The following is a 23850-nucleotide window of genomic DNA, read 5'->3' as shown; positions in this document are numbered from 1 at the left end:
AAGCAGCTACCACATCATCACGTAATAACTACCATTCAACCCAAACTACTTATTCATATCGTGCAAACTGCCACCTTTACAAAGCGGGCTTTCAGGAACTGTTGACAAACCTTCACGCTGCCACTCACTCATTGTATAAGCATGAATAGCCAAACTATGAATCTGCTGCATAATATCACCTAATGCAGCATAAACTTGCTGATGGCGCTTCACTCTAGACACCCCATCAAATAAATCACTCACTATAATCACCTTATAGTGTGTTTGCTCGCCTCTATGGTGAAAATGACTTTCATCCTCCACCACAAAATGCTTAGGTGAAAAAGCCGCTACTAGAGCGGCATCGATACGATCTTGCATACTATCTACTTATCGAGTTCTTTTTAAAGGAACCTTTAATTCCTTAGCCATGCTTTCAATGATATTATTAATTTCAGGAGCAGCATTCTCCATCACTTTCTTATGAATCAACTGTTCCGTTTGCATCGTTACCACAGGTAATTGCTTCAACATTTTTTGACCTGTAGGTGACTCATAAAACTCAATCAACTGAGCTAACTCAGCATCTGTAAAATTAGTAGTATATAACTTAACTACATCTGGCTTAATCACATCCCAACCAATCGCCTTATCTAACACAGCATTTGCTTGACCTTGATAACGCTCTAACACAGATACCTTACTTTCAGGTGCCTTACTTACTTCAAATAACTGATTAAGCATGGTTTGCACTTGCATATAAGCAGGTGTAGTCAACTTATCAGCATGAATAATATCTAAAAACTTAGCGGCTTTCTGATCATAAGACATAGCTGCAATAGTTTGTTGAGCAGGTGTTAACTTTGGTTTAGCAGATTCAGTAGCACAACCAGCTGCTAACACAATAGCACCAGCAACACAAACATTACGTAACATGGTTGAAATCATCATTCACATATCCTTCTTTTACTGGGATGTTTCTATATAAAAACATATATTAGATTATTTTAATGCCCACCGTCCATAAAATACTCCACTCTTTAACAACCAAATGTAACAATATTGATACTGCCTAAAACAGCACAGTAACGTTTATCCTCCATATATCCTACACCCTATACAATCGTCTAATAATCATACTTATTTAAAACTAAATGTAATAAATTATACACTAACCCATTAACCAACCAGAAAAAGCTTGCTATCATAGCCACCGACAAAGTCTATAGTGATACACCATAGCCTACTCAGTAAAAAGGTTTACAATGAATATTCCCAACATACTTACGGTTCTTCGCGTTATACTGATTCCAATCTTTGTATTTATCTACCTACTGCCGTTTAAATGGGTCTATCTAACTGCTAGTATCATCTTTGCTATTGCCTGCATTACTGACTGGTTTGATGGTTACCTAGCCAGACAGTGGAACCAAACCACCCCCTTCGGCGCTTTTCTAGACCCCGTAGCAGACAAACTTATTGTAGCTGTAGCACTTGTACTCCTCGTCGGCAGTCACTCACGAGTTATTCATGGCACTATGGTAAACCTTTGCTTAACACTCTCCGCCATCATCATTGTTGGCCGTGAAATTGTAGTATCTGCCCTTAGAGAATGGATGGCCGAACTAGGTGCACGTACTAATGTTGCCGTATCCAAACTAGGTAAATGGAAAACTGCTGCGCAAATGCTAGCACTTGTTATCCTACTGGCTAACCCTCCCAAACTCACTGCATGGGTAATTACAGGTTATATACTACTAGGTATCGCTGCAATCCTTACCATCTGGTCAATGATCCACTACCTAATGGCGGCATGGCCCTATCTTACTAGCGAAAAAACAACTGAAACCAAACAAATAGACAAATAACTATTGACACTCATCATGGTTGCTATAAAATTAGCAACCTCAAATAAAGCGGAAATAGCTCAGTTGGTAGAGCATAACCTTGCCAAGGTTAGGGTCGCGAGTTCGAGTCTCGTTTTCCGCCCCATATTCAATTTCTTATTAAAAATCAAAAGCTTATATTTAGCTATTATTATTCTAATTTTATTACTATTCACTATCTTAATTTATCTAATTCGTTGATATATGGTATTTTTTAGTACTTTTCTCAAGTGGTTTTTTCTCCATTTTTAATAATCTATGATTAATCAAATGGCACCATAATGGTACCTAAATTTAAAAAATTCATTATTAATTAAAATAACCCTTTGGTAATTCAATTATTTTTCCTATGATTCTGAGTCGTACGTTACGCCACACCTTTATCTAGAGATATTTATAGCTTTATTTTTAGCCATTAATTCTATTATCGTTGCATCCTCTTTTAGCAGATGTATTTCAAATCTGGCAACCCCCAGAAATAAAAAACTTCAAATTTCAATAGTATGTACTGTAATGTTGGCTAATTTATGTTATCTGTCTGGTCAAACAAACTTCCGTGAACTACTAGATACAAAATGTGCATTATTTAACTCAGAAATAGAGTTAGTTAAAAGCACAACTTAATGTAGTAACTAACCCATACCAAGTATTAGGAGATTATTATAAATAAACCAAAACAAGTTATTTAATTATATTAATCTATTAACTTATACTGTAGCAGTGAAACCCAAAAATCATATCAATTATTGTAACAGTATGCCATTTTCATTGTTACTAAAGTAAATTTAGAGAATAAGAGCCTTAAAAGTCAATTGAGGAAATAATAAAAAATAAGACTTTTCAATTTTTATAAAAATACTTAAAAAACTATTAATTGAAACTTAATCAAAAAATTAACTATTAATCAATCAGTCATAAATTTAAACCCTACTCTACCCTCCAACTGCTACTTTTTACTTTCACAAGCTTACTGTTCTATAAAGTTAAATAAAAACTATAAAGACATCTTTACCTTCTTTTTTTGTTGCAGCAGAAACGCTTGAAAGTTATGTACATACGTATAACCCTCGACGCCTACCGCGCCCTTGGCAAAGAACAATGAAACACATGGCGACTGTTCAGGGAACATTGCTCTAAAAAACGAAGCGGTAGCCAACGTTTACCTGCTTCTTGTCAAAACGGCTGCCACTTGCATAGTCCACGTCCACATAGAGGGAATGACGGTTTGCGATCTCGCCCGTTACCCCCAGCCCTAGGTCCAGCCATTCTCCCTTGTAGTTGTAATTATTGTGGAACACTTTGTTGTAATGCACGTCCACATCGGCCGTGAATTCCCTCACATAACCGGCCTTGAGATAGACATTCAGCGGTATCTGGCTTTCCTTGAGGTTATAGCCCATTAGCCCGCCGGCACGAAGCAGTGTGGAATCATATGCGCTCATCTTCGTATCCAAGCCGTTGTCAGAAGAAAAGGATACCTTATTTTGATACGTATACACCCCCTGCACCTGCGGTTCCACGTAAAAACCCTGCCGCTTTTCGGCAAAGTAAAACCGTTTACCGATTTCCAAGCCAAAAGTGTAGGCGTTGCTCGAACCATCTCCTTTAACCGTCATGCCTTGGCTGTCCGAGGTCTTAAACTGGTTCCGGATATGCGATACTTTGGCAGTGGCGTCGATATAGAGATCGTCCTCGGTGCCCCAAAGCGCATACAGACCAGCATGGAAGCTCTTCATATCACTGCTGGACTTGTCATGCTCTGGGCTGCCCCACGTATAGCCACCCATGACACCCACAAAAAACTTGTCACTGATCGAACTCAGGTTTTTATCAGCCCCGAACTGAATTCCGTAATAATCCATGGAATATTTGGAAAGTTGATGAAACTCTGTGGCGTCCAAACGGCCGACAAAGCTCCTTGCCCATACGTCACCCTCTCGAGTGTGTCTAAGATCGCCCATCCTTTGCAACAATGTCTGGAGCTCAATATAAGTTATAACGTAGTTGGTAGTTATGAAGTTGGACGATGTTTCGGCTGGTCTGTTAAGATCGGGTGGAACCCCAGTTCCAGTTCCACCTCCACCTCCACCGCCACTACCACCACCGCCGCCACCCGGTTCAGTCACGCCCCCGTCGGCCACGAGATACCAGTGTCCATCGCTGTTTTGAATGAGCTTGTAAGTATATTGGCCTATGTCCACCGATTTTCCCTGATAGAGCGAAAAGCTCCCGCCGCCATCAACGCTGTGCACGAGTTTCAGTACTTCCTGCCCGTTGACAGCCACGCTACCGAGTCCGAGCTGTGCACTGGGGACAAGCAAACTGTGGCTACCGTTGGTGTTGGTGACATGAATAAGGTCACCGTCGTTGTAAGCACCTGCCCCAATCCCATTAACATGAGGCCGCAATTCAAAATTACCGTTGCCTGATAGATTGAGAATGTCCAGTTGCACCCTGTTGGCCGCCCCATTCATATTGTAGTTCTGCGCCCCCAGATACACCCAAGCTCCGTCGGTCAGGGAAAGATTGGACACAGCGGAGGCGTATTGGGTGCCTGTGGCCCCGTTGGCCGCGGATATACGGTTGGATTGGGTGACATACCAAGCAGTTCCTGAGCCATTCAGAGAAATATCGGCATTGCCCCATTCAATCGCGCTGGAGCCTTTGAGCCAACTGTTACCATTGAGAGTAAACGTGGCTGTCGTGCCCGCCCCAGTGAAAAGGTCACCCGTGAGATTACTACTGTCATTAAGGGTCACCGTCGTGCTTCCGCCAGGCTCCGTATTGACATTACCGACCCAGCGGCTGGCGTCGTTAAGGGTAAATGTTGACTGACTGCCACCCAAAGTGGTCAGGTCGCCACTAATCGTGGTGTTATCATGGGTGGTGAAGGTCAGTATGCCGCTCCCGCTCACGTCCATGTTACCAGTGTATGAAGCGCTGTCCCACAAGGTGAAGTGCGAAGTGCCACTGCCTTGTACAGTAAGGTCGCCATCCACGATCGAAGTGCCGCTTGCATAGAGATCAAGGACCGAGGAGCCGCTTTCGGATATGATCGGGCCCTGTAGGCTGGCTGAGTCACTGAGATAGAGTGTGAGCTTGCCGCCAGAGGTCACTGTCAGACCGCTGGACATTGTCGTCCTGTCCTTGGCGCGGACAGTGATGTTGGTTGAGGAACCTCCAGTGATCTGGCCGCTAATTTCAGCATCATCTGCCAAATTCAACTCCACCATGCCACCAGAACTCTCAAGAAGCAAATCGCCGATATAATGTGCGTTTCCGTAGAGGTAGATGTTCGCGTGCGCTCCATTGTTGATGTCCAGAACCCCGTGAAAGGTCGAGTCGCCTCCGGCCGTCAGGTATAGATGCCCTCCCAAGGTGCCTTCTATACGTCCAGTGACGGAAACGTCGTCCAGGGTCGAGACTCTGACTATACCAGTGTCGTGAACTGTTAGGTTGCCCTGAAGAATATCGTCCCCACTGAAGGTATAGGACAAATCCTGTCCAGAACCGACATCTATGTCTCCAGTATAGACAGTTGCTACGGACGAACCAGCATGGAAGAACAAAGCAAAAAACAAGGTCGCGATACAGCTAGTAATTTCAACATTATGTGTATGAGTATTAAATATCTCTTTTTCTTCATAAATCTGCGCTGTATTCTTCTTAATAGCAGATTCCAGATTTTTTAATGAAAAAGTTTTCACTATTGTCATACACCATATCCCCAAAAATATTCTTAACATTACATACAGGTGATTTTATCTGTATATTCATATTTAACTCTTAAAATAACGATTTAGATTATTTTTTAAGTCAAGCATATTTCATAAGATTTATTAGAGCAATGCGACGATATGCTTAAAGTTTAAATGAATATCTTTCAAATCACACATAGATATATTTGGGAATAGTCCACTATGTTGTTCGCGTTTTTATTTGTTTGTTGAGTAAATATTTAATAAGGCATGAGTTAAAAATTTACTTTTCTCAACTAACAGGTATTTTCAAAAACTGTGATATGCCAGTGAGTTCAAGTCGGTATTTAGCCTTAAACGAGCAAAATAATTTAATGATAGCACTATTAATACTAGCTAGGCTGTCAAATTATTTAGGGCACAAGCTTATATCATTCATTACAGTTCTATTAGCAGCCATCGGTTGTTTAATTTTCTATCATGTCTCATCAAGTAGTTCTTCTCTTTTTATTGGCAGATTGATGCAAGGCTTATCCTATGGTTTGTATTCTATAGCTACCTATGCTGTAGACACCGCTCCTGAATCCCCTATCTGGTTAGGTACTACCGTAATCAGTGGCTCACCCATGCTTGGACTAACCTGCGGAGCATTTGGTTCAGGTTTACTGAAGGAGTCAAGCTAGGGTCAACAATATTAGTTTTTGAAGTTCTTTTAGCCATATTAATTATTTGTGCTGTTTTATTTATATTCAGCATTGAAACTATTGGGCAAAATAAATGTAAAGGTGTTATACGCTCTTTAATTCCACAGATATATGTTCCAAAATCAGTTAGAAAATATTTGCCTGCTACAACCTGTATATTTATTGAGATATTGGCTATTGAGGGTCTTTATCAAGTATACAGTTTAACGATGGCATTTCAACAACTTGGTATAACTAATAGTATTGTGGCTCCCAATCTAATTGGTGGTTCCATTGCGGGAAAATTAATCCTATTAAAGCTCAGAAATTGGAAATGATATTATTTTTAGTTAGTATTGTTGCGGTGATCTTATTTTTACATCTAGCTAGTTTTATTCCCTTTCTTATTGCTAGTATTTTTGCAGGCATAGCTTGGGGAGCAATATTTACAGGCTTTATGCGTTCTCATCTTAAATGAAACAAATGAAAAAGATAGGGCTAGTGTCCTTTCTACTATATTTTTTATTTCTTATAGTGGGGCTACCATACCTAATTTGATCGTTAGCCAAATTGCTCATAAATCTAGTTTTATTGAATTAGCGATTGGATATGGTTTCTTAATGACTTTAACTTGTATTTTAACGTTAGTTTTTACAAAAAATTTTAGATAATATTTAATTAAGAAAGCTATAGCTACAGCCCATATAGGCTGTAGCTATAGTAAAACATTGTTAGTAGTTATTAAGGTATTGGTTAAAAAATTAAGTTAACTTATTCCATAGAATCAAATCTGCACGATAATACAAATCTATGCCATTAGCTTTTGGCACAATAACAAGCTCTTTAGGCTCTGCGGCTAATTTATAAGCATTATCAATGCAGCCACGAGAAGGGGCGATTTCACCAACCACAAGTAATATCGGTCTAGGTGAAGTGGATTCAATATCATTGAATGGATAAAAGTCATAAATTTGGCATAGGTAGCAGCTATACTTCTGCGATCATTAGAAACAACTTTTCCTCTTTCTGTCTGGTAAAAGTCATTTGACTCTTTTCCTTCAATAAATTCAGGATCATTTAGCTAAAACCTCATCTACAGAATAATATATACCCGTTCTTTTCGCATGATCTCGTGCGGCTAACGCTCAGTTAATAAATTGCTCTTTAGTTTCTCTCATTTCATTATTAAATTCTGACTGAGTTTGGTCTGATATTACTTTATTCATTATAGCTTCCTCAATCCTTATACTAATAATTATTTGATAACAATAACATTTATATTAGAGATGACTATCTTAATGTTGTATTTATCAATTATAAATTGATGATTTTTAAAGCGATATTTTGAGTAATAAACTTTACCACTCAACCTTTGAATAACTTGTTAAGTTAAAATTATCCATATCTGGAATATTAGCTTTGTAATTTGGGAAATCTACTCTCTTACAGGGTTTGACAACATTGTTTCATTGAAATAAAATTGACGGTACCAGAAATGGCGCCAAAGTGCGTTCTGGTAAAAATTAATTTAATTAAAAACAACATGTTATAATCTGAGTTCGAGTCTCGTTTCCCGCTCCAATTCATATGTTATTAACATCCAGTAAGTTCCAAGATTCTATATAAATCACATAGTTATAGTTTTTCAGGTGCTTATAGTTTCCATTAAAAACCTATTTAAGCCTGAAAAATTTAGTACATAAATTAGTACATCTGTGATTTTGAAATAGTACATGTCTATTTCCGTTTTCTCATTAACAACATCACCGCGTTAATCTACATTGTATTAACGTTTGTATTTGTTACGTTATGAGGAAAATGTCATGTCAAAACTAACTGACCTTAAAATCAACACGGCTAACGACTCATTAGCCACTAATAGAGCACTAATAAAGGACGAACTATCATTATCCATCGTATTATCAGTAATAACTAAATATAACGCAGGCTCTTCGTTATCAATTAATTGATTGGCGTTAAAAGGCCCTTCTTGATTTGACTCTATATATTGAAACTCGAGGGCAAGTGTTAGCTTTAATTCGTTATACGCACGTCGAATGAGTATTTCGGTATCTTGTCTTCGTTCATGCTGATTTAACTGTAAAATAGTTAGAGTATCACCATCATCCATTTGGCTTAATCGGTCATACAAATTGGATAAAATCCACTGATAGGACTCTAAATAAAACCATTTATTTGTCTCACTAAAAGCAAATACTTCATGAGCTGAATAACTTTGTTCAGCCTGATTCGCTAATAAGTCATCAGTCGATAAATTTTGAGGGGTAATGACAACACTACCGAGCACAGCCAATGATTGCATTGACCAGTCTTGCCATTTTTCATCGCGGAGTTTTATTTCCTCACTCCAAAGAGCGATTTTTTCCTCGCTTAAACCATAGATAAAAAGGCGGAGACCAAAAAGCATACCCGTCACCGCCACTGTAATTCCGACAAGAATCACAACAAAGAAGGTATTATTATTGTTAACACTATCGGAGAAAAAGAATAGCGTTATCAGTATGGCTAATGCAAAAACCAATAGGATGATACACAACCAGTTCCAGAGTTTAATTGGTTGTGGCGGAGGTAATTTTGCTATGTCTGACTTAGGCCACATGATATCCACCTTATGTCTTATTTTTTATATCTCAATAGTTTTACACGAGCCAAGGTTATTTTTATTGCTTATTTCGTGCGTACGCCACCATGTCTTTAGGGTAATACATAAAATGCTGTAAGCTACTGTCGTCAATATTTTTTAAATATGCGACTGCCGCTGCTTCAAAACACCAGTAACCATAGAATGAGCAATAGTCACGTGAATCCTCTTGCTGTGATAAGTGAATATCAATATATTCATAACCTGCTTTACGTAGTCCGTCATACCAGCGACATAAATATTCATCTAAGTATTTTAAGGTTTCTTTTGGGGTTTCAGCATGTATCGCTTTATAAAGAGGATTTCTAAAACTGAGCCCTCTTGGCGTGTTAGCTTCGGTAATAGGATAGTTAGGGATTTTCATCGCAATTAAACTATCAATCGCCTTTTCTCTATTTTCCTGATCAAGATCGGTCGCTTTAACAATCGTTTCAAACCAGTCTTGTCTGTCAAATAAGATACATAATCCCAATAAATTTGAAAGAAACTCACTCTCAAAGTACTTACTAAAGCTATTTAATTGCGTCACAAATTCATTATTTTTTACCGATGAATGTCTAACCACAAAATCTATAGCTTCTGTGGTAAGTTCTACTATAGAAACCATCAAGGGTGGTAATTCTGAAATAGATTTACCCGCTGTATAGTCTAAACACAATTGTTCATATTGAAGAAAAACCATCGGTTCAGTAAAAGGCTCTTTAGTTGTTTTCATATGTTTATCATATTCAGAAATTTCCCAATTCAAAATTTTTTGAAAATAGTGATAAAAGTCCTCATCTAATAATTTTTGACGGCGTTGTTGTTCAAATTCTGACATTATTATTTCTCCTATTATGCTTTTACTTAGGCTTGTTTCCATTGCCTTTAGAAGTTAAGCGACGTCGTTTTTCCTTGATAATATTTTCTATGGTTGGTTCACCGTACTTATGTATCACAATACCGCTATGAACTGCATGATCAAGATCAGATTTTGTATCATCCATCATCGCCTCAATATGAGAGAGACCTGGCTCAACTAACAGTGATACAGCAATAATATGACGGGTACATATTATTGAGTAGTTAGCATTTTGAGAATAAGGTCTAAAATCAGCCCTAATATCAGGCGACAATGATATCATTAATCTATCCACTCTCTGCTTAACCCAATGATGATCCATCTGAATAACTGGTTTACCTTTATGTTTTTCTGACAATACCCCTAGCCGACTGGCAAGATACTTGGTCGTTGGTCTGGCAATACCTGCGGTGGCTTTTGCTTCAATAATGGCATATTTTTTACCTTGGTTATTACTAGGATTTGCTCGCCACAAGCCATCAATACCTGTATCATTGCCAATATAGCTATTTTTATTGAGTTTTTTGCCGTCGTTTAGTTTGCCTGGGTGATGTGAACTTGGTGATTGTTGCCAAGACCCTGCTTGTCCTTTATCATGCTCAATCCATTGTCCTTTACCTCATCCTAATTGCTCAAGACAATAGTAATCGGCAACATGTTCGCCAACCCCGCCAATCACAAAATTCATATTAATATTTTGGAACTGACTTCTAATTCTGGCCGTCAAATTACCGCGACTTTTGGTTACGGTTGGTATACTGGTCTTACCATGGGGTTGGGTATTCCCCGTTTTTCCTTGTGGTGCGAAACTGTTTTTGGCTGAGTTTATACGCTTTAATAGACAGCGTTCAATGGCAATACGTACTGCAGGAACTAATACATCTTCGACAATCATGGTTAATTGGCCACTCACATCACGTAAAAAACTATCCAGTTTTTCAGGGGCTCCCAACCAACGTGCTACAGTATACTCATTAAGTTCCGCGACACTTTTTACACGAACTTCATCAAGGTATCCTTGTAACGCTGGTACATCTATCATTTGCATCAAGTATTTTTCAGGATTTAGTGGTAAATTCATGTCGAATAATCGGTTAGCTTCTTCTAAAATCGCTACAACAACATCAAACATGACAGGACCATAGAACTGCGTTTTTCTGAGGAGTGACTTAAATGCTAACCGAAACCCGCCCCCAACACCCGGAATTACACAGATAATCCCCATTAAGAGCTGAAATTTCGCTTTTAATTTGTTACATGTAATCTTTATGGTTGTTATATGTAATTGTCGATAGTTATAAAACGCTACATTATTTTTGTCAAAAATCTAGTTTGCGACCATGCTTGATTTTATGTTAATTTTTTAAGCCTTACTCACTTCTTTAAAATGTTTATTTATATTTTTTAAATTAATCGAATAGTTTACCTAAAATAATTAAAAGCCAAATCAAACAAGACTAAAAAATATCCGTGAAGTAGCTTAGCCAAAAGCGGCTTTCAGACGTTGTAAAAACAGTTCAGCCGGTTTAGAGAATATCTGATATTTTTTCCAAACAATATCCACATCTACTTCCAGTACTGGTTTAAGTGGACGGAAACAGAGTGAGCTATTACCAGCAGTATTGACCAGTTTATCCAGACATAATGCATAACCAATACCTTTTTCCACCATTAAGGTTGCATTAAAAATTAAATTATACGTTGCAACAATATTTAGTTTTTTATAATCACGTTTAATCCATTTTGCGATGCGGTCATCAACAAACCGTTGCTTTGAACCAATCAAAGGCAAGTCCCATAAATCCTTCGGTTGAATGAACTCTTTTTGCGCCAAAGGACTATCTTTGCGCATTAATACCCCCCATGTATCTTTTGCTGGTAAAACTAAAGAGTCATATTTACTGATATGTGCTGGTTCAATAAGTACTCCGAAATCTAATAAACCTTTATCGATACGTTCAGTAACTTCATCCGCATCGCCACTAAAAATATGAACATTAACATGTGGATAATCGTTCTGTAACTCTTTAATCACATCAGCGACCAATCCCATCACATAGCTTTCACCACCACCAATGTAAATATCGCCGCTAATGATTTCCACTGGAGCCTGAAATTCGGCCTCAGTCTTTCTGACCAATTCAACGATTTCCTCCGCTCGTTTACGCAACCGCATTCCTTCATCAGTTAGTGTTATTTTTCGGCTACCGCGAATAAACAATGTAGTACCGAGTTCATCTTCCAGTTCGCTAAGTTGTCTTGATAAGGTTGGTTGAGTTAAGTGTAAATATTCGGCAGCAGCAGTTACACTCTCCTCTCTGGCAAGTGCTAAGAAATAACGTAGTACTTTGATATCCATGAACTGTACTCCCTATATTTAACAAAATATAGACCTATGCTTTAAAGGCATTACTTACTATACAATATAAGTATTTTACATACCTTTATTATCTTAATAAACTTAAAAATATTAAAAGTAATCGGGTTAAAAGATGAGATGGATGTGTTTTTGGTGAGTGTTCAAAACTTAAAAGATGCGGGTTGTAAAGAAGCGTTCATAGCGAAGTATATTGACTTGCAAGCAAAAGGTAATACAGCAGAACAATTACGCATATTACTTCGTCACCGTTGCCAGTTGCTTGAACTACTCCATGAAAAACAAAAGCAGATCGATTGTCTTGACTATTTGCTTTACTCCTTGAAAAAAAGTCGTAATGGCAATTCACCTCAATTTTTTAATAAATGAGAGAGTAAGTTGCCTTTTACTGACAAAAGTAATGCGTTCGTTATGACACGTTCGCTGATTTTTAACTGATTGAGTATTAAGATGAAAGTAGAGATAAATGCATCATTGGAAAAAGCACATTGGTCGGCAATCTGCTCGCTGTTTATAGGGGTAACCAGTTTAATTGCTGCAGAGTTTATTCCAGTGAGTTTATTAACACCTATTGCGCAAGAGTTAAATATTACCGAAGGTATGGCTGGGCAAAGCGTAACAGTGGTGGGTGTTTTGGCCGTGCTTGCCAGCCTGACATTATCGCCATTAACGAAGACGATTAATCGGCGTTATATTTTACTGATATTGTCTGCTTTATTAGTGATTTCAAACATATTGGTTGCCTTAGCACCTAATTATCCTGTGTTGTTAATGGGTCGCGGTATATTAGGGCTTTGCGTCGGTGGCTTCTGGTCAATGGCTTCGGCAGTTGCGTTACAGCTGGCGCCTAAAAGAGATATTCCCCGTGCGTTAAGTATTATATATGCGGGAGTTTCTGTCGCGACCATTATTTCCTTACCACTTGCCAGCTATTTAGGTTCTATAATTGGCTGGCGTAGCGTTTTCCTACTTTCCGCGCTGTTAAGTGCTATTGCACTCGTCTGGCAATATTTTGCTTTACCTTCCTTAACAGCGCAGACAGGCAATGGTTTTAAAAATATGTTTGGTCTGTTGCAGCAAAACTGGGTGCTTATTGGTATTGGTGCCACAATTTTCAGTTACGGTGGTTACCATATCTTTTTCACTTATCTTAGGCCATTTCTCGAATATAACCTGACATTATCGTCAGATACATTAGCAACTGTTTTACTAGTATTTGGTATCGCTAATTGCATGGGAACTTTTATTGCTGGTTTTTTCCTCGGCAAACAGTTTCGAGCAACCATGATTGCTGTTCATCTTATCCTGCTCGTGCTTGCGATTTTATTATTGAGCAGTAATGGACAAACCATTTGGAACTTGATCTTAGTCATTGGCTGGGGATTGATGTTTGGTTTTATCCCTGTCGGTTGGTCTACGTGGATTGCTCGTACTCTAGCAGATAAAGCAGAAATGATTGGTGGCCTATCGGTGGCTGCAATTCAATTTTCGATTGGCTTAGCAGCAGCGATCGGTGGACTGATTTTCGACAATATAGGCATGTACGGTATCTTTATCACAGCAGCGCTGATTCTGGCTGGATCAGCAATATTAATCAAATTGAGTTTCTCATTATTTTTCAGGGCAACAAATAGATTAGCGTAATGTTTTATTTTGAAAATTATTAATGTAAACGACCATTTATTATACCAAAGGGGGTCTTATGACAAAACTTCGGCAACTCCTCAACTTTAATGGTGCGATAGCAATATTGATCGCTTTCGCAGGCATTATTTCATCCACATCAGCTATAGGTCAAGATATGTCAAATGGTGCAAATAATTTTTATCAAAGCGATAAAGTAACCGTACAAAAAGTAACCTTTAAAAACCAATTTACTATGAATGTGACAGGTAATTTGTTTATGCCTAAAGCGTTCGACCAAAATGCTAAGCATCCGGCTATTATTGTCGGTCATCCTATGGGAGCGGTAAAAGAGCAAAGTGCTAATTTATATGCAACTAAAATGGCAGAACAAGGCTTCGTCACGTTAGCAATTGATCTGTCGTATTGGGGGGAAAGCGAGGGACAACCACGTAATTTAGTATCACCCGATATTTATGCCGAAGACTTTAGTGCGGCCGTGGATTATTTAGGAACGCAGCCTTTTGTGGACCGAGCAAATATAGGTGTAATTGGTATTTGTGGCAGTGGCAGCTTTGCCATCAGCGCGGCTAAAATCGATCCCCGCTTGAAGGCGATTGCGACAGTGAGTATGTACGATATGGGGGCTGCAAACCGCAATGCGTTAAATCACTCATTAACGCTGGAACAAAGAAAGCAAATCATTGCCGATGCTGCTCAGCAACGTTATGTTGAATTCACTGGCGGTGAAACAAAATATACCAGTGGAACGGTACATGAAATTAATGATAAGTCTACGCCGATTGAGCGCGAATTCTTTGATTTTTATCGTACGCCTCGAGGAGAATTTACGCCTAAAGGTTTGTCTGCTGAGTTAACAACTCATCCAACCCTGACCAGCAACGTGAAATTTATGAATTTCTATCCGTTCAATGATATTGAAACTATTTCACCACGGCCAATGTTATTTATTGCTGGTGAAAAAGCTCATTCAATTGAATTTAGTCAAGACGCTTACAAACGCGCAGCACAACCCAAAGAACTTTATATCGTTCCAGATACAGGACATGTGGATTTATATGACCGAGTGAATCTTATTCCATTTGATAAACTAACCACATTCTTTAAAACCAACTTGCAGTAATGTTAAAAAACGGGAGATACCAACGTATCTCCTAATTAAGGGAGCAACGCTATGATTAAAAAACTTTTTTTCACTTTTTTCATAGGTTTTATGTTTACAACATGGGCAAGTGCACAAATGAACACATCAAATAACTCTCGAGATACGGTGATTGCCCGTATTAAAGTCACTTTTGCCAACAATGAAGTCGTGGTTAGTTTGTTTGATACAGCTGCCAGCCATGAACTTTTGGCTCAATTACCGTTAACCTTAAGTTTCTCTGATTTTTCTAATACAGAAAAAATTGCCTATCCACCTAAAAAGCTCACGACACATAACACACCAAATGCAGAACAAACAACAGGTGACTTTACCTATTATGCACCTTGGGGCAATTTAGCCATATTCTATAAAGGTAATGGCCATGGCACTCAATTATATGTGTTAGGACGAATTGAGTCAGGCAAAGAAAAGCTGGTCACCATGAAACGTGATTTTAACGCTGTGATTGAGCTGATCGACTAAAGCTCTTAAGGTTTGCTTATATGGTTAAACATTAGTGAGAAACTCGTATGAATATAAGACAATATATGATCGTGCTTTTGATATTTTTCAGCCTATCTACCCATGCGCAAAATACTCAGGTTCGTCATTTCCCTACGCCAGAAACCGTCAGCACTCAAATTCTGCCACTGGTTTCTGGTGAGCCTGCATCTATTTGGAATGACCATCCAAAAACAAATCAGGAGTGGAAGAACTGGGTTAATCAATTTGCTCAGCATAGTATTCAGCAATTGCCAGCTTTACGTAAGCAGATGCAGGTTACTGTTGAACCTGTGCAGTTTGGTGGTATAAATGGCTTTATTATTACACCAAAACAGACTCGATCTGAAAACAAAAATCGTGTATTGCTACATTTTCATGGGGGCGGTTATGTGCTTAATCCGGGAGAGGCTGGAACGGATGAAGCCATTTTGATGGCAGGCTTTGGCCAAATTAAAGTGATTTCAATTGATTACCGTATGCCACCTGATTTCCCCTTTCCAGCCGCTATTGATGATGCAGTAGCAGCTTATCGTGAAATTCTTAAGCATTACCCAGCGAACAAAATAGGGGTTTTTGGCACCTCTACTGGTGGCGGTATAACGCTCGCGCTAATGTTAAAAGCTAAAGCAGAAAGTTTACCATTACCAGCCGCAATTGTTGTGGGAACACCTTGGACTGATTTATCTAAAACAGGCGATTCTTATTTCACCCATGAAGGGATTGATAATGTTCTGGTTAGTTATGACGGCTGGCTGGGTGATGCAGCAAAACTGTATGCTAATGGTGAAGACTTAAAGGATCCGTTACTTTCACCCATTTATGGTGATGTTACAGATTTTCCACCAACACTGTTATTCAGTGGAACACGCGATCTGTTTTTAAGTAATACCGTACGAATGCATTTAAAACTACGTGATGCTGGTGTGACTGCTGATTTAATAGTACTTGAAGGTTTATCACACGCCCAGTATTTAATGGTGCCAGATGCCCCTGAAACTAAACGTTACTTTAATGAAAGCAGCCGATTTTTTAACCATTATTTAGCACAATAGTTGGCTTTCTTCTCCATTAGAGACTTATGGATGGAAGAAGCTCCAATGATTATTTATTTGTAGTTAGATTGGTTATACGATTGTGCCAGATGAATATTTAAATGCAGTCAAATTATGGTGGAGTAAACGGCATAATTTTCAGATAAATAAAGACTGGATACTTTATTCAACTAATGTCATACCAGCTATCTTATCTATTATTCATACAGTGACCTCACCAGGGGAACATGTTTTAATTAAACCGACTGTTTATAACATTTTTTATAATAGTATTCTCAATAATGGCAGACGCTTATTAGAAAGTAATTTAGTGTATAAACAGGGACGATATAATTAGGATGAGTTCCTCGTTCTTTAGACAAATAAATTAAATTCCTTGTGCTATCAACATCTAAACCAACAAGCCTCTCTGCTAAGCGATTATGCATAGACCTAGGGATTACATAATGATTTTAATAGCATTCTGGAACTTAATATTAACTCTCTCTTGCGGAGTCCAGTTTCTTGCTCCTCCACCAGCCTTAACTAAATCATGCTCTTGTACCCATGCACGATTTATTGCAGTCCCCCTTGAACTCGGTTGTGCTCTAATTTCATCTCTTGGTTTATACCTATATCATCCCCAAGGATCAACCCAATGAATAGGATTCGGAGCATATTGATAAAGATTGTGCCCGTCTAACAAACCTATAGGATCAGGCTGAATAAATCGTCCTATATCAGGGTCATAATACCTAAAGGTATTATAGTGCAATCCTGTTTTTCTATCCAGATACTGGCCTTGGTATCTTAAGTTTTGCTCAAAGTAATTTTGGTTGTTTTTCCATTTGTTTGTTATATTGTCTCAAATTTCATATTCCGCTTGCCAAGTGGTATTGTCTTGATTGTCTGTGAGTTGTTCAGACCGGCTAACCAAACGAGTATGGAGAAAAACTATTATTCATCTAGGTTATTAATCAGTCTAAGATACTGTTTTTTGCAATTCCATCAATCCCTTTTCAAGTTTTGTTATATTTTCAGCATTTCCACCTTTATCTATATATTTAAACCAATTAGGTATTATCTTGACAAATAAAGCATTACCAATATCTGTTAGATTAGATTGTTTAACAACTAGATCTAATTTTAAATAGCCTTGTTCATTAAATGGATCAATATTGATTAAATTATTATCTTTTAAAAAAGACAATAATATTGTAGACGATTTTATAACTCTTTTTTGATAATCATCACTTTTATTTCTTGATAAAAGCATTGGCATATTATGCATGTTAAAATCTATATCACTCATATTTACTTAGCCCTATATACAGTTGAAACATCATCAACTTTTATTAATTCCCGTGTTTTAGGATCTCTTACATAAACCCCACCTGCTTGACGAATTCTATCCTCTTTAGCCAGCTGTGCAATTTTATCCGCAGTTTTACTAGTTATTTCCTTTGCTACTCCTGTTTTTCCATCAGCATTTTTGATCACAAAATCAACTCTTCGACCTTCACCTGTAATAGGATCTCTAACTATTTTTCCATTAGAATCTCTTAAGTACCTCTCAGATAGAACGTTATCTTTTCCATAGCGTTGTTCAAATATTTTTTGTGCTCTTTTCTCTCTTGCTGTCCCATCAACTTTATTTTTTATACAATCCCACCCCCAAGGATCGATCCAAGCTATAGGATTAGGTGCATATTGATAAAGATTGTGCCCACCTAATAACCCAATAGGGTCTGGCTGAGTAAATCGTCCTATATCAGGGTCATAATACCTAAAGGTATTGTAATGTAATCCCGTTTCTCTATCTAGATACTGGCCTTGATATCTTAAGTTTTGCTCAAAGTTATTATGACTATTTTTCCATTCATTTGTTGTATTGCCCCAAATTTCATATTCTGCTTGCCAAGTGGTATTGCCTTTATTATCTGTAAGTTGTTCAGGCAGACCTGACAAGTTATTATGGAAATAACTTATTTTTTCTTTACCTTTTTCTCCATCTACTCTAGCCAGTAGGTTGTAACCATTATCATAGATATAGTAGCTAGTTAAGCCATTTTGTTTTTCGCCTAGCAAGCGCATACCTTGCCAGTAGAATTCTGTTTTAGCTACAGGTGTTTCTAAATTAGCGGGTAGATAAGTGGCTTTTTCTATACGCCGCCCGATAGGATCATATTTGAAACGTATATATTTTGTATTCTGGTGTTGAGTATGTTTAATTTCGGTAATACGGTGTTCGGCATCGTATTTAAAATGCTGAATAGTATGCCCACCTATACGCTTTTCTGCTAACCGACCAAAGCGGTCATAGTAGTAACGTTTATCTTGATATACTTGAATACGGTTGTGTTTTACATAACCTTGACTGGTATCACCATTGAGTAAGTTAGCAGCAGCATCATATTGTAATATTTCATAGTTAACCGCTTGCCCTTGTGGAGTATTTTGATAGCTTTGTAAAACACGCCCTGTACTATCATAGTTATAATAACGTGTTACTTGGTAACTATTTTGGCTAATATTTAGATGCGCTTCACTGCGTTGTGTTCCTGTGGTGTTAGCTGCATTTTGGGCAAATAGTCTACCCATAATTGGCGGATTATCTTTTTGTTGAGGTTTAATATCTTGTAAACCATGAGGCTCTAAAGGTAGCTTTTGCCCTAAGCGATCAGCGAGTGCTTTACCTTGCTGTGGATTGCGTTGGTATTGGGTAAAATGTTCTGCTATTAGGTTATCAGCTCCATCATATTGGTATGCTTTTTCTAATAAAGGTAATATATTTTGCTGTTTTTGTTGAGGCTGGCTAATTTGTCGCCTAATTAAGCGTCCTGTTTTATCATATTTAGTATGGGTATCAAGTTGTCCTTGAGTTCTTAGGATTTCTTGATGCAGTCTATCACGTTCAAAGTCAGCAATGATTAAACCGTCTAAATTAATTTGATGTAAATAACCGCTACCATAATAAAGGTGGTTTAGATTACGTCCATCAGGTAGTGTAAATTGTTCAAGGTTGCCTAGTTCATCATAACTATATTTTAAGTTACCAAAATTATTAATTTCACTTTGTAGCTGACCAAGCTCATCATAAGTATAAGCTAATGTTTGTTTTTTACCTTGGCTATCAGTAAAAACTATAGATATTAAATTATCATTTTTATCGTAACTATATTCTGTTATTCCATCATCCGTTATTTTTTTTATTAAACGCCCTATGGCATCGCGCTCAAAACGATGACTAATAATAGTTTGATAATCCTTTGTATCAATATGGGTAGATTCGGTATCATCATTAGCAGCTAGGCGTTTTCGTGGATCATTTTCAATAGGTGCTCCGATATAGTCAATACCAATAACTTGATCCAAATTATTATAATGATAACATCTTGCACCACCATCAAGTTCATGTTGCACAGTCAGGCGATCTAGCGCATCCCATTCAAAACGATAACTTTCTTTATTCTCATTGGTTAACGCAGTTAAACGACCATAATCATCATAATGATACCCTACTGATCGCCCCTGCGCATCAATACGTTGGGTGATTCGACCTGCTATATTATATTTATATTGAGTGATATTTTGAACCGGGTCAATATACCCTGTTATAAGACCAATTTGGTTGCGTTGATAACGTATTACACGCTCATCAGCTAAAGTAATCTGTGTTAAAAAGCCTGTTAGGTCATATTGATAGGTAGTGGCTTGATTTAATTCATTAATAACTTGCTCAAGAAAACCCCGTTGGTCATATTTATAATAAGTATGATAACCTGAACAATCACGATACTGTATTAATTGTCCTGAAGCTGTCCAGCGCAGTATCTTTTCTTTACCTGTTGCATCAGTAATATGAGTAATTAGTCCTCTGGTATCATATTCATAGGATGTGACTTGTTGTAATGGATCAATAACTTTTATAAGGTTACCTACACCATCATAGTAGTAATACCACGCATTGCTATTAAAATCTATGACTCGGCTTGGTAAACCTTTATAATTGTTATAGTAAGTATATCTAGTACGTCCTAAAGGATCTGTTGCTTCTATCTCATGGCCATATTCATTGTATTGAAATTGCCATGCATTTCCTAATGGATCAATACTCTTTGTTAATAGTCCATCTTTCCATTCATCTAGCCATTTATTACCCAAAGCATCTAGTTGCTCATAAACATTATGGTACTCATCCCAATAATAGAGTTCAGTGCGACCTAAACTATCTGTAACTTTAGTTTCACCTTTAGTTAAATCATAATTAAAGTAATAGTCTTCACCTGTATCAGTCCAGTGATGAATAACTCGCCATTCTTGTTGGGGTTGAGGCGCTTTTAAGGTTTTTGGTATACGTTCATTAGGCACATCATAAACTGCCCACTCATAATAACAGGTATTTCCTGCTGGCTGAGTATGACTTGCCATTTTACGATCAGCATTATAAGTAAACTGACGTAATACAGTATTTTCTTGGTTTTTAACAGTTTTTAAATCACCGTACTCTGTAAATTCATAGCTAACTAATAGTTCTGATTTTTCAATGGTAGCTTTATTTTCATTATTTAAATAAAGACGCTCTACTGATTGTAAACGCTTCAGATATTGGGGGTGATAGTTAAGCTGGATAACAATATGTTGTTCATTATCACTAATACGATCAATACGACCATCCTCATCATAACTAAGATCAAGATGGTTACCATTACGATCGCTCAAGCGTAATAGTCTTGAACGATTAGGATTAGATGGGTCTTTATCAAAAACACTAAGTATGCCAGAGCCAACATCTTCAATGACTGTAAGACTTGGCGTAATTTGAGTTATGCATAATTTTTCTTCTGGTACATAAAGATAGCTTCCTTCTTTTAAGTTACCTAACTCTAATTGTCTTCCTATATCATCATAATAAAGCCATAGCTCTCCCTCTTCTGGATGAGGAATTCTTCTAATTTCACATTCATAAAATAAACTCCATCCCATACCCAATAAAGTATTATTTCTATCACTAGCGCTACTATAATTACGTTGCCACACAATAGGTAATAAACTAGGTAATTGAAAATCTAAATCATTACTTTCATTCCATTGTAGTTTTGTACCACTATTAACCATTACTGGGTTACCCTTACCACAACCTCCTTTAATTTTTGCGATACCTCGCACAATCATAATGGCATCAAAGATCATCGTGGCCGCTTGCACCCACTTATTTTTACCACTAGTAATATCTCTAACTGTAATAGTTTCTCCACCTATACGCACATCGGGGGACACTTTATCTGCCTGATAGTTCTCATTAATATCACCTTCACAAGTGGTTTTCATGTTACTACGGCCAGCAGGTTGGCCATTGATATTAACTTCTTCTGAACCTTGAGCAATATATTGAGACGTTTTAGAGAACTCTTCTGCAAAATCATTGCCTGTAAAAAAGTCAAACACACTATTAATCATGTATGAAAAAGAATCATTAGTATGGCGCTCACAAAACACACAATCTTCATCAGCAGGCTCAGTCCCCAGATCGGCCTTTGTCACAACAGGGGAGTCAGCAATTGCTTTTCCTCTATCAATAAAGCCTTCAACAATACCCATTGGAGTCATTCCCCATAAGGTTTTTTTCAATGCATCCCAAGTGCTAGGTCCAGTTTCAGGAACTTTTTCTATATCAGCTACTTTCTTACCCGCTGCACGTGCAGAAAACCGAGAGTTTGTACGAGTATCTCTAGATGCTGTAGAGATAAACCCCATCTCCTCTGGTGGAGATACCCAATTTCCCACTGAATCGGCAATTTCAGTAATTTTTTTCCCTATTCCAGTAGATTGAGCGGCTGTTCCCATCACTGCGCCAGCTATTAAACCAACACCTAATGCCACTGCTGGACAAGCTATAAAACAAGTAACTGCAAAAGCAGCTGCACCATAAATAAGAGCCTCTGTTGCCCAACTAACCAGCTCCCCAAGCCATGAGGTGTGTATTAACGGATCTTGTAACCTTGCTGCCCATTCATCTGACATAAAATATCCTTACTAGTTAATTATCCTTAAATTGGGAAAGATCAATACTGGCTTTAATCTCATCCCATTGGGTTTTATCTGCATCATCTAGTGGTTTCTGCTTTACATAATTAATTGCAATCGTATTTTGAGTATCAGGCACTTGTAGTAATAATTGAAATTGATAGGTAGGTACTTTATTACGTAAAAACTGATTACGTGTTTGTACAGCTTCTATATCTTGATTGAGGCCTACTTTTACTGATTCAATTGAGTCATTTTTAAAACCATCTACTGTTTTTTGAAGTTTTTTCATTTGTTGATTAAAATCTGTTGCAAGATCTTTACCATTCAATAAACCTCGACCAATAACAATAGTCATCTCTAACGCTTTATAGGAAAGAATGTTTAATGTCATATCTCTATAATCATTAGAGGGAATATCTATTTGTATATCTTCTGCATGGTATTTCATGAATCATTTCTACCCTTTTAGTTTTATGATTACTTAGCTTTAGTCCAAGGCAATACACCTTTCTTTTTTCCTGGCTTTAACTCCCCAACATGCTGTAAAACAGCATTAAACTCTTTCGTACAGGGTTTATAACGGACAAGTGTTTGACCTTTCATGCTATTATTTTCATCAATAAAAAGCTGTAGCAAAATATCACCATTCTCCTCCATCCAGGCTTCACCAACATAACTAGTGTTTTCTATTTGATTAATTACTTTATGACATTGGTTCAAACTGATAAATATTTGTATACGCGTTTCTAAAATATTACGTTTTAAATAAGCGGCACGCTCCAAATTACCTTTCTTCTCTTCAGTATTAGCTAGTAGCATTTTCATTTCTGAATCATCTTTTATCTCACCAGAAAGATATTTGTTACCAATTAATTGAATGCCTTTATTAAATGAATGAATAGCTTTTTTAAACTCGTTGTTAATAAGGGATTCTTTTCCTTGTTGAAGTATGTTATTAAGAACGACAAGGTCATCACACATTGCAACAGTACTAATTGCAGTAAACGTTATATAGTTAACTGGTATATTCTGATATATATAGTGATCCACAGGAATATAATCCATAAGAGAACTCCTATTCACACTCATACTTTTGTTTAGCTAATGCAATACGTGTATCTAAAGTATTGTGTTTTAAATTTGCCGCTGTTTCTATATTTCCTTTTTTTTCTTCTGTTTCAGCTAATATTAATTTAAAGGCTGTACTGTCTTTTATATTATCTGAAATATAATTATCACCTATTATTTGAATACCTTTAGAAAATAGATTTAAAGCATCCTCAAACTCATTAACCTTAATGCATTTTTGCCCCTTCATGAGTAGTTGCTCTGCTTGCTTAATTTCTTGACAATTCATCTTATAAACTCCAT

23 protein-coding genes, 1 tRNA gene and 1 pseudogene are annotated in these 23850 nt (G+C 37.4%); 9 read left to right on the top strand and 16 right to left on the bottom strand.

Annotated elements, in window-relative coordinates:
- Positions 1 to 45: 45 nt before the first annotated feature.
- Together MTZ49_RS08960 and MTZ49_RS08955 are read right to left on the bottom strand one after the other, a co-directional pair.
- On the bottom strand, positions 46 to 360 hold the full coding sequence (locus MTZ49_RS08960; RefSeq protein WP_264745211.1) for a BolA family protein: 315 nt from the start codon (positions 358 to 360) through the stop codon (positions 46 to 48).
- 9 nt (positions 361 to 369) lie between these two features.
- Positions 370 to 930 carry a DUF2059 domain-containing protein gene (locus MTZ49_RS08955; protein ID WP_264745210.1) on the bottom strand — a complete coding sequence of 187 codons (561 nt, stop codon included), beginning with the start codon at positions 928 to 930 and terminating at the stop codon, positions 370 to 372.
- A 314-nt stretch (positions 931 to 1244) separates the two neighbouring features.
- Between MTZ49_RS08955 and pgsA the strand changes: the two genes are divergently transcribed.
- Together pgsA and MTZ49_RS08945 are read left to right on the top strand one after the other, a co-directional pair.
- Positions 1245 to 1847, top strand: a complete 603-nt coding sequence (gene pgsA / locus MTZ49_RS08950; protein ID WP_264745209.1) for a CDP-diacylglycerol--glycerol-3-phosphate 3-phosphatidyltransferase — start codon at positions 1245 to 1247, stop codon at positions 1845 to 1847.
- 48 nt (positions 1848 to 1895) lie between these two features.
- A tRNA-Gly gene (locus MTZ49_RS08945) sits at positions 1896 to 1971 on the top strand.
- Positions 1972 to 2998: 1027 nt separating this feature from the next.
- On the opposite strand, the gene MTZ49_RS08940 is transcribed toward MTZ49_RS08945, so the two are convergent.
- Positions 2999 to 5581 carry an autotransporter outer membrane beta-barrel domain-containing protein gene (locus MTZ49_RS08940; protein WP_264745208.1) on the bottom strand — a complete coding sequence of 861 codons (2583 nt, stop codon included), beginning with the start codon at positions 5579 to 5581 and terminating at the stop codon, positions 2999 to 3001.
- A 503-nt stretch (positions 5582 to 6084) separates the two neighbouring features.
- Here MTZ49_RS08940 and MTZ49_RS08935 point away from each other — a divergent pair.
- Positions 6085 to 6246 carry a hypothetical protein gene (locus MTZ49_RS08935; RefSeq protein ID WP_264745207.1) on the top strand — a complete coding sequence of 54 codons (162 nt, stop codon included), beginning with the start codon at positions 6085 to 6087 and terminating at the stop codon, positions 6244 to 6246.
- Positions 6247 to 6580: 334 nt separating this feature from the next.
- Positions 6581 to 6724, top strand: a complete 144-nt coding sequence (locus MTZ49_RS08930; RefSeq protein ID WP_264745206.1) for a hypothetical protein — start codon at positions 6581 to 6583, stop codon at positions 6722 to 6724.
- A 283-nt stretch (positions 6725 to 7007) separates the two neighbouring features.
- Here the strand turns inward: MTZ49_RS08930 and MTZ49_RS08925 are convergent, their stop codons facing one another.
- The 6 genes from MTZ49_RS08925 to MTZ49_RS08900 all read right to left on the bottom strand — a co-directional run bounded on the left by MTZ49_RS08925 (position 7008) and on the right by MTZ49_RS08900 (position 12108).
- The gene (locus MTZ49_RS08925; protein ID WP_264745205.1) at positions 7008 to 7157 is read right to left on the bottom strand and encodes a hypothetical protein; all 150 of its coding nucleotides are present in this window, start codon (positions 7155 to 7157) and stop codon (positions 7008 to 7010) included.
- 896 nt (positions 7158 to 8053) lie between these two features.
- Positions 8054 to 8866, bottom strand: coding sequence for a hypothetical protein (locus MTZ49_RS08920; protein ID WP_264745204.1), 813 nt, complete (start codon positions 8864 to 8866; stop codon positions 8054 to 8056).
- Positions 8867 to 8927: 61 nt separating this feature from the next.
- The gene (locus MTZ49_RS08915) at positions 8928 to 9728 is read right to left on the bottom strand and encodes a DUF1911 domain-containing protein (RefSeq protein WP_264745203.1); all 801 of its coding nucleotides are present in this window, start codon (positions 9726 to 9728) and stop codon (positions 8928 to 8930) included.
- Between the two features lie 22 nt (positions 9729 to 9750).
- Positions 9751 to 10224, bottom strand: coding sequence for a hypothetical protein (locus MTZ49_RS08910; RefSeq protein WP_264745202.1), 474 nt, complete (start codon positions 10222 to 10224; stop codon positions 9751 to 9753).
- Between the two features lie 144 nt (positions 10225 to 10368).
- On the bottom strand, positions 10369 to 10830 hold the full coding sequence (locus MTZ49_RS08905) for a hypothetical protein (RefSeq protein WP_264745201.1): 462 nt from the start codon (positions 10828 to 10830) through the stop codon (positions 10369 to 10371).
- Between the two features lie 399 nt (positions 10831 to 11229).
- Positions 11230 to 12108, bottom strand: coding sequence for a LysR family transcriptional regulator (locus MTZ49_RS08900; protein WP_264745200.1), 879 nt, complete (start codon positions 12106 to 12108; stop codon positions 11230 to 11232).
- Positions 12109 to 12261: 153 nt separating this feature from the next.
- On the opposite strand from MTZ49_RS08900, the gene MTZ49_RS08895 reads away from it, so the two are divergent.
- The 5 genes from MTZ49_RS08895 to MTZ49_RS08875 all read left to right on the top strand — a co-directional run bounded on the left by MTZ49_RS08895 (position 12262) and on the right by MTZ49_RS08875 (position 16470).
- A complete protein-coding gene (locus MTZ49_RS08895; RefSeq protein ID WP_264745199.1) occupies positions 12262 to 12495 on the top strand; it encodes a hypothetical protein in 234 nt (77 codons plus the stop codon).
- Between the two features lie 81 nt (positions 12496 to 12576).
- A complete protein-coding gene (locus MTZ49_RS08890; RefSeq protein WP_264745198.1) occupies positions 12577 to 13770 on the top strand; it encodes an MFS transporter in 1194 nt (397 codons plus the stop codon).
- Positions 13771 to 13927: 157 nt separating this feature from the next.
- A complete protein-coding gene (locus tag MTZ49_RS08885; RefSeq protein WP_264747862.1) occupies positions 13928 to 14893 on the top strand; it encodes an alpha/beta hydrolase in 966 nt (321 codons plus the stop codon).
- 117 nt (positions 14894 to 15010) lie between these two features.
- Complete coding sequence (locus tag MTZ49_RS08880; protein WP_264745197.1) at positions 15011 to 15397, top strand: cyclophilin-like fold protein; 387 nt, start codon at positions 15011 to 15013, stop codon at positions 15395 to 15397.
- Between the two features lie 47 nt (positions 15398 to 15444).
- Positions 15445 to 16470 (top strand): alpha/beta hydrolase, encoded by a 1026-nt coding sequence (locus MTZ49_RS08875; RefSeq protein ID WP_264745196.1) that lies wholly within the window; start codon positions 15445 to 15447, stop codon positions 16468 to 16470.
- A gap of 439 nt (positions 16471 to 16909) precedes the next feature.
- On the opposite strand, the gene MTZ49_RS15805 is transcribed toward MTZ49_RS08875, so the two are convergent.
- The 7 genes and pseudogenes from MTZ49_RS15805 to MTZ49_RS08845 all read right to left on the bottom strand — a co-directional run bounded on the left by MTZ49_RS15805 (position 16910) and on the right by MTZ49_RS08845 (position 23836).
- On the bottom strand, positions 16910 to 17062 hold the full coding sequence (locus tag MTZ49_RS15805; RefSeq protein ID WP_413774188.1) for a hypothetical protein: 153 nt from the start codon (positions 17060 to 17062) through the stop codon (positions 16910 to 16912).
- A gap of 27 nt (positions 17063 to 17089) precedes the next feature.
- Positions 17090 to 17275 (bottom strand): annotated as a pseudogene (locus MTZ49_RS08870) (RHS repeat-associated core domain-containing protein); the annotation flags it as partial.
- A 156-nt stretch (positions 17276 to 17431) separates the two neighbouring features.
- A complete protein-coding gene (locus MTZ49_RS08865; RefSeq protein WP_264745195.1) occupies positions 17432 to 17761 on the bottom strand; it encodes a hypothetical protein in 330 nt (109 codons plus the stop codon).
- 2 nt (positions 17762 to 17763) lie between these two features.
- Positions 17764 to 22473 carry an RHS repeat-associated core domain-containing protein gene (locus MTZ49_RS08860; protein ID WP_264745194.1) on the bottom strand — a complete coding sequence of 1570 codons (4710 nt, stop codon included), beginning with the start codon at positions 22471 to 22473 and terminating at the stop codon, positions 17764 to 17766.
- 16 nt (positions 22474 to 22489) lie between these two features.
- A complete protein-coding gene (locus tag MTZ49_RS08855) occupies positions 22490 to 22927 on the bottom strand; it encodes a DUF1795 domain-containing protein (protein ID WP_264745193.1) in 438 nt (145 codons plus the stop codon).
- A gap of 29 nt (positions 22928 to 22956) precedes the next feature.
- Positions 22957 to 23544 (bottom strand): hypothetical protein, encoded by a 588-nt coding sequence (locus MTZ49_RS08850; RefSeq protein ID WP_264745192.1) that lies wholly within the window; start codon positions 23542 to 23544, stop codon positions 22957 to 22959.
- Between the two features lie 10 nt (positions 23545 to 23554).
- Positions 23555 to 23836 (bottom strand): hypothetical protein, encoded by a 282-nt coding sequence (locus tag MTZ49_RS08845; protein WP_264745191.1) that lies wholly within the window; start codon positions 23834 to 23836, stop codon positions 23555 to 23557.
- Between the last annotated feature and the right edge of the window lie 14 nt (positions 23837 to 23850).

This window comes from Entomomonas sp. E2T0, from assembly GCF_025985425.1.
Classification (GTDB): Bacteria; Pseudomonadota; Gammaproteobacteria; order Pseudomonadales; family Pseudomonadaceae; genus Entomomonas.
The sequence above is the reverse complement of the archived record's forward strand: the minus strand, read 5'-3'. Positions and strand labels throughout refer to the sequence as shown.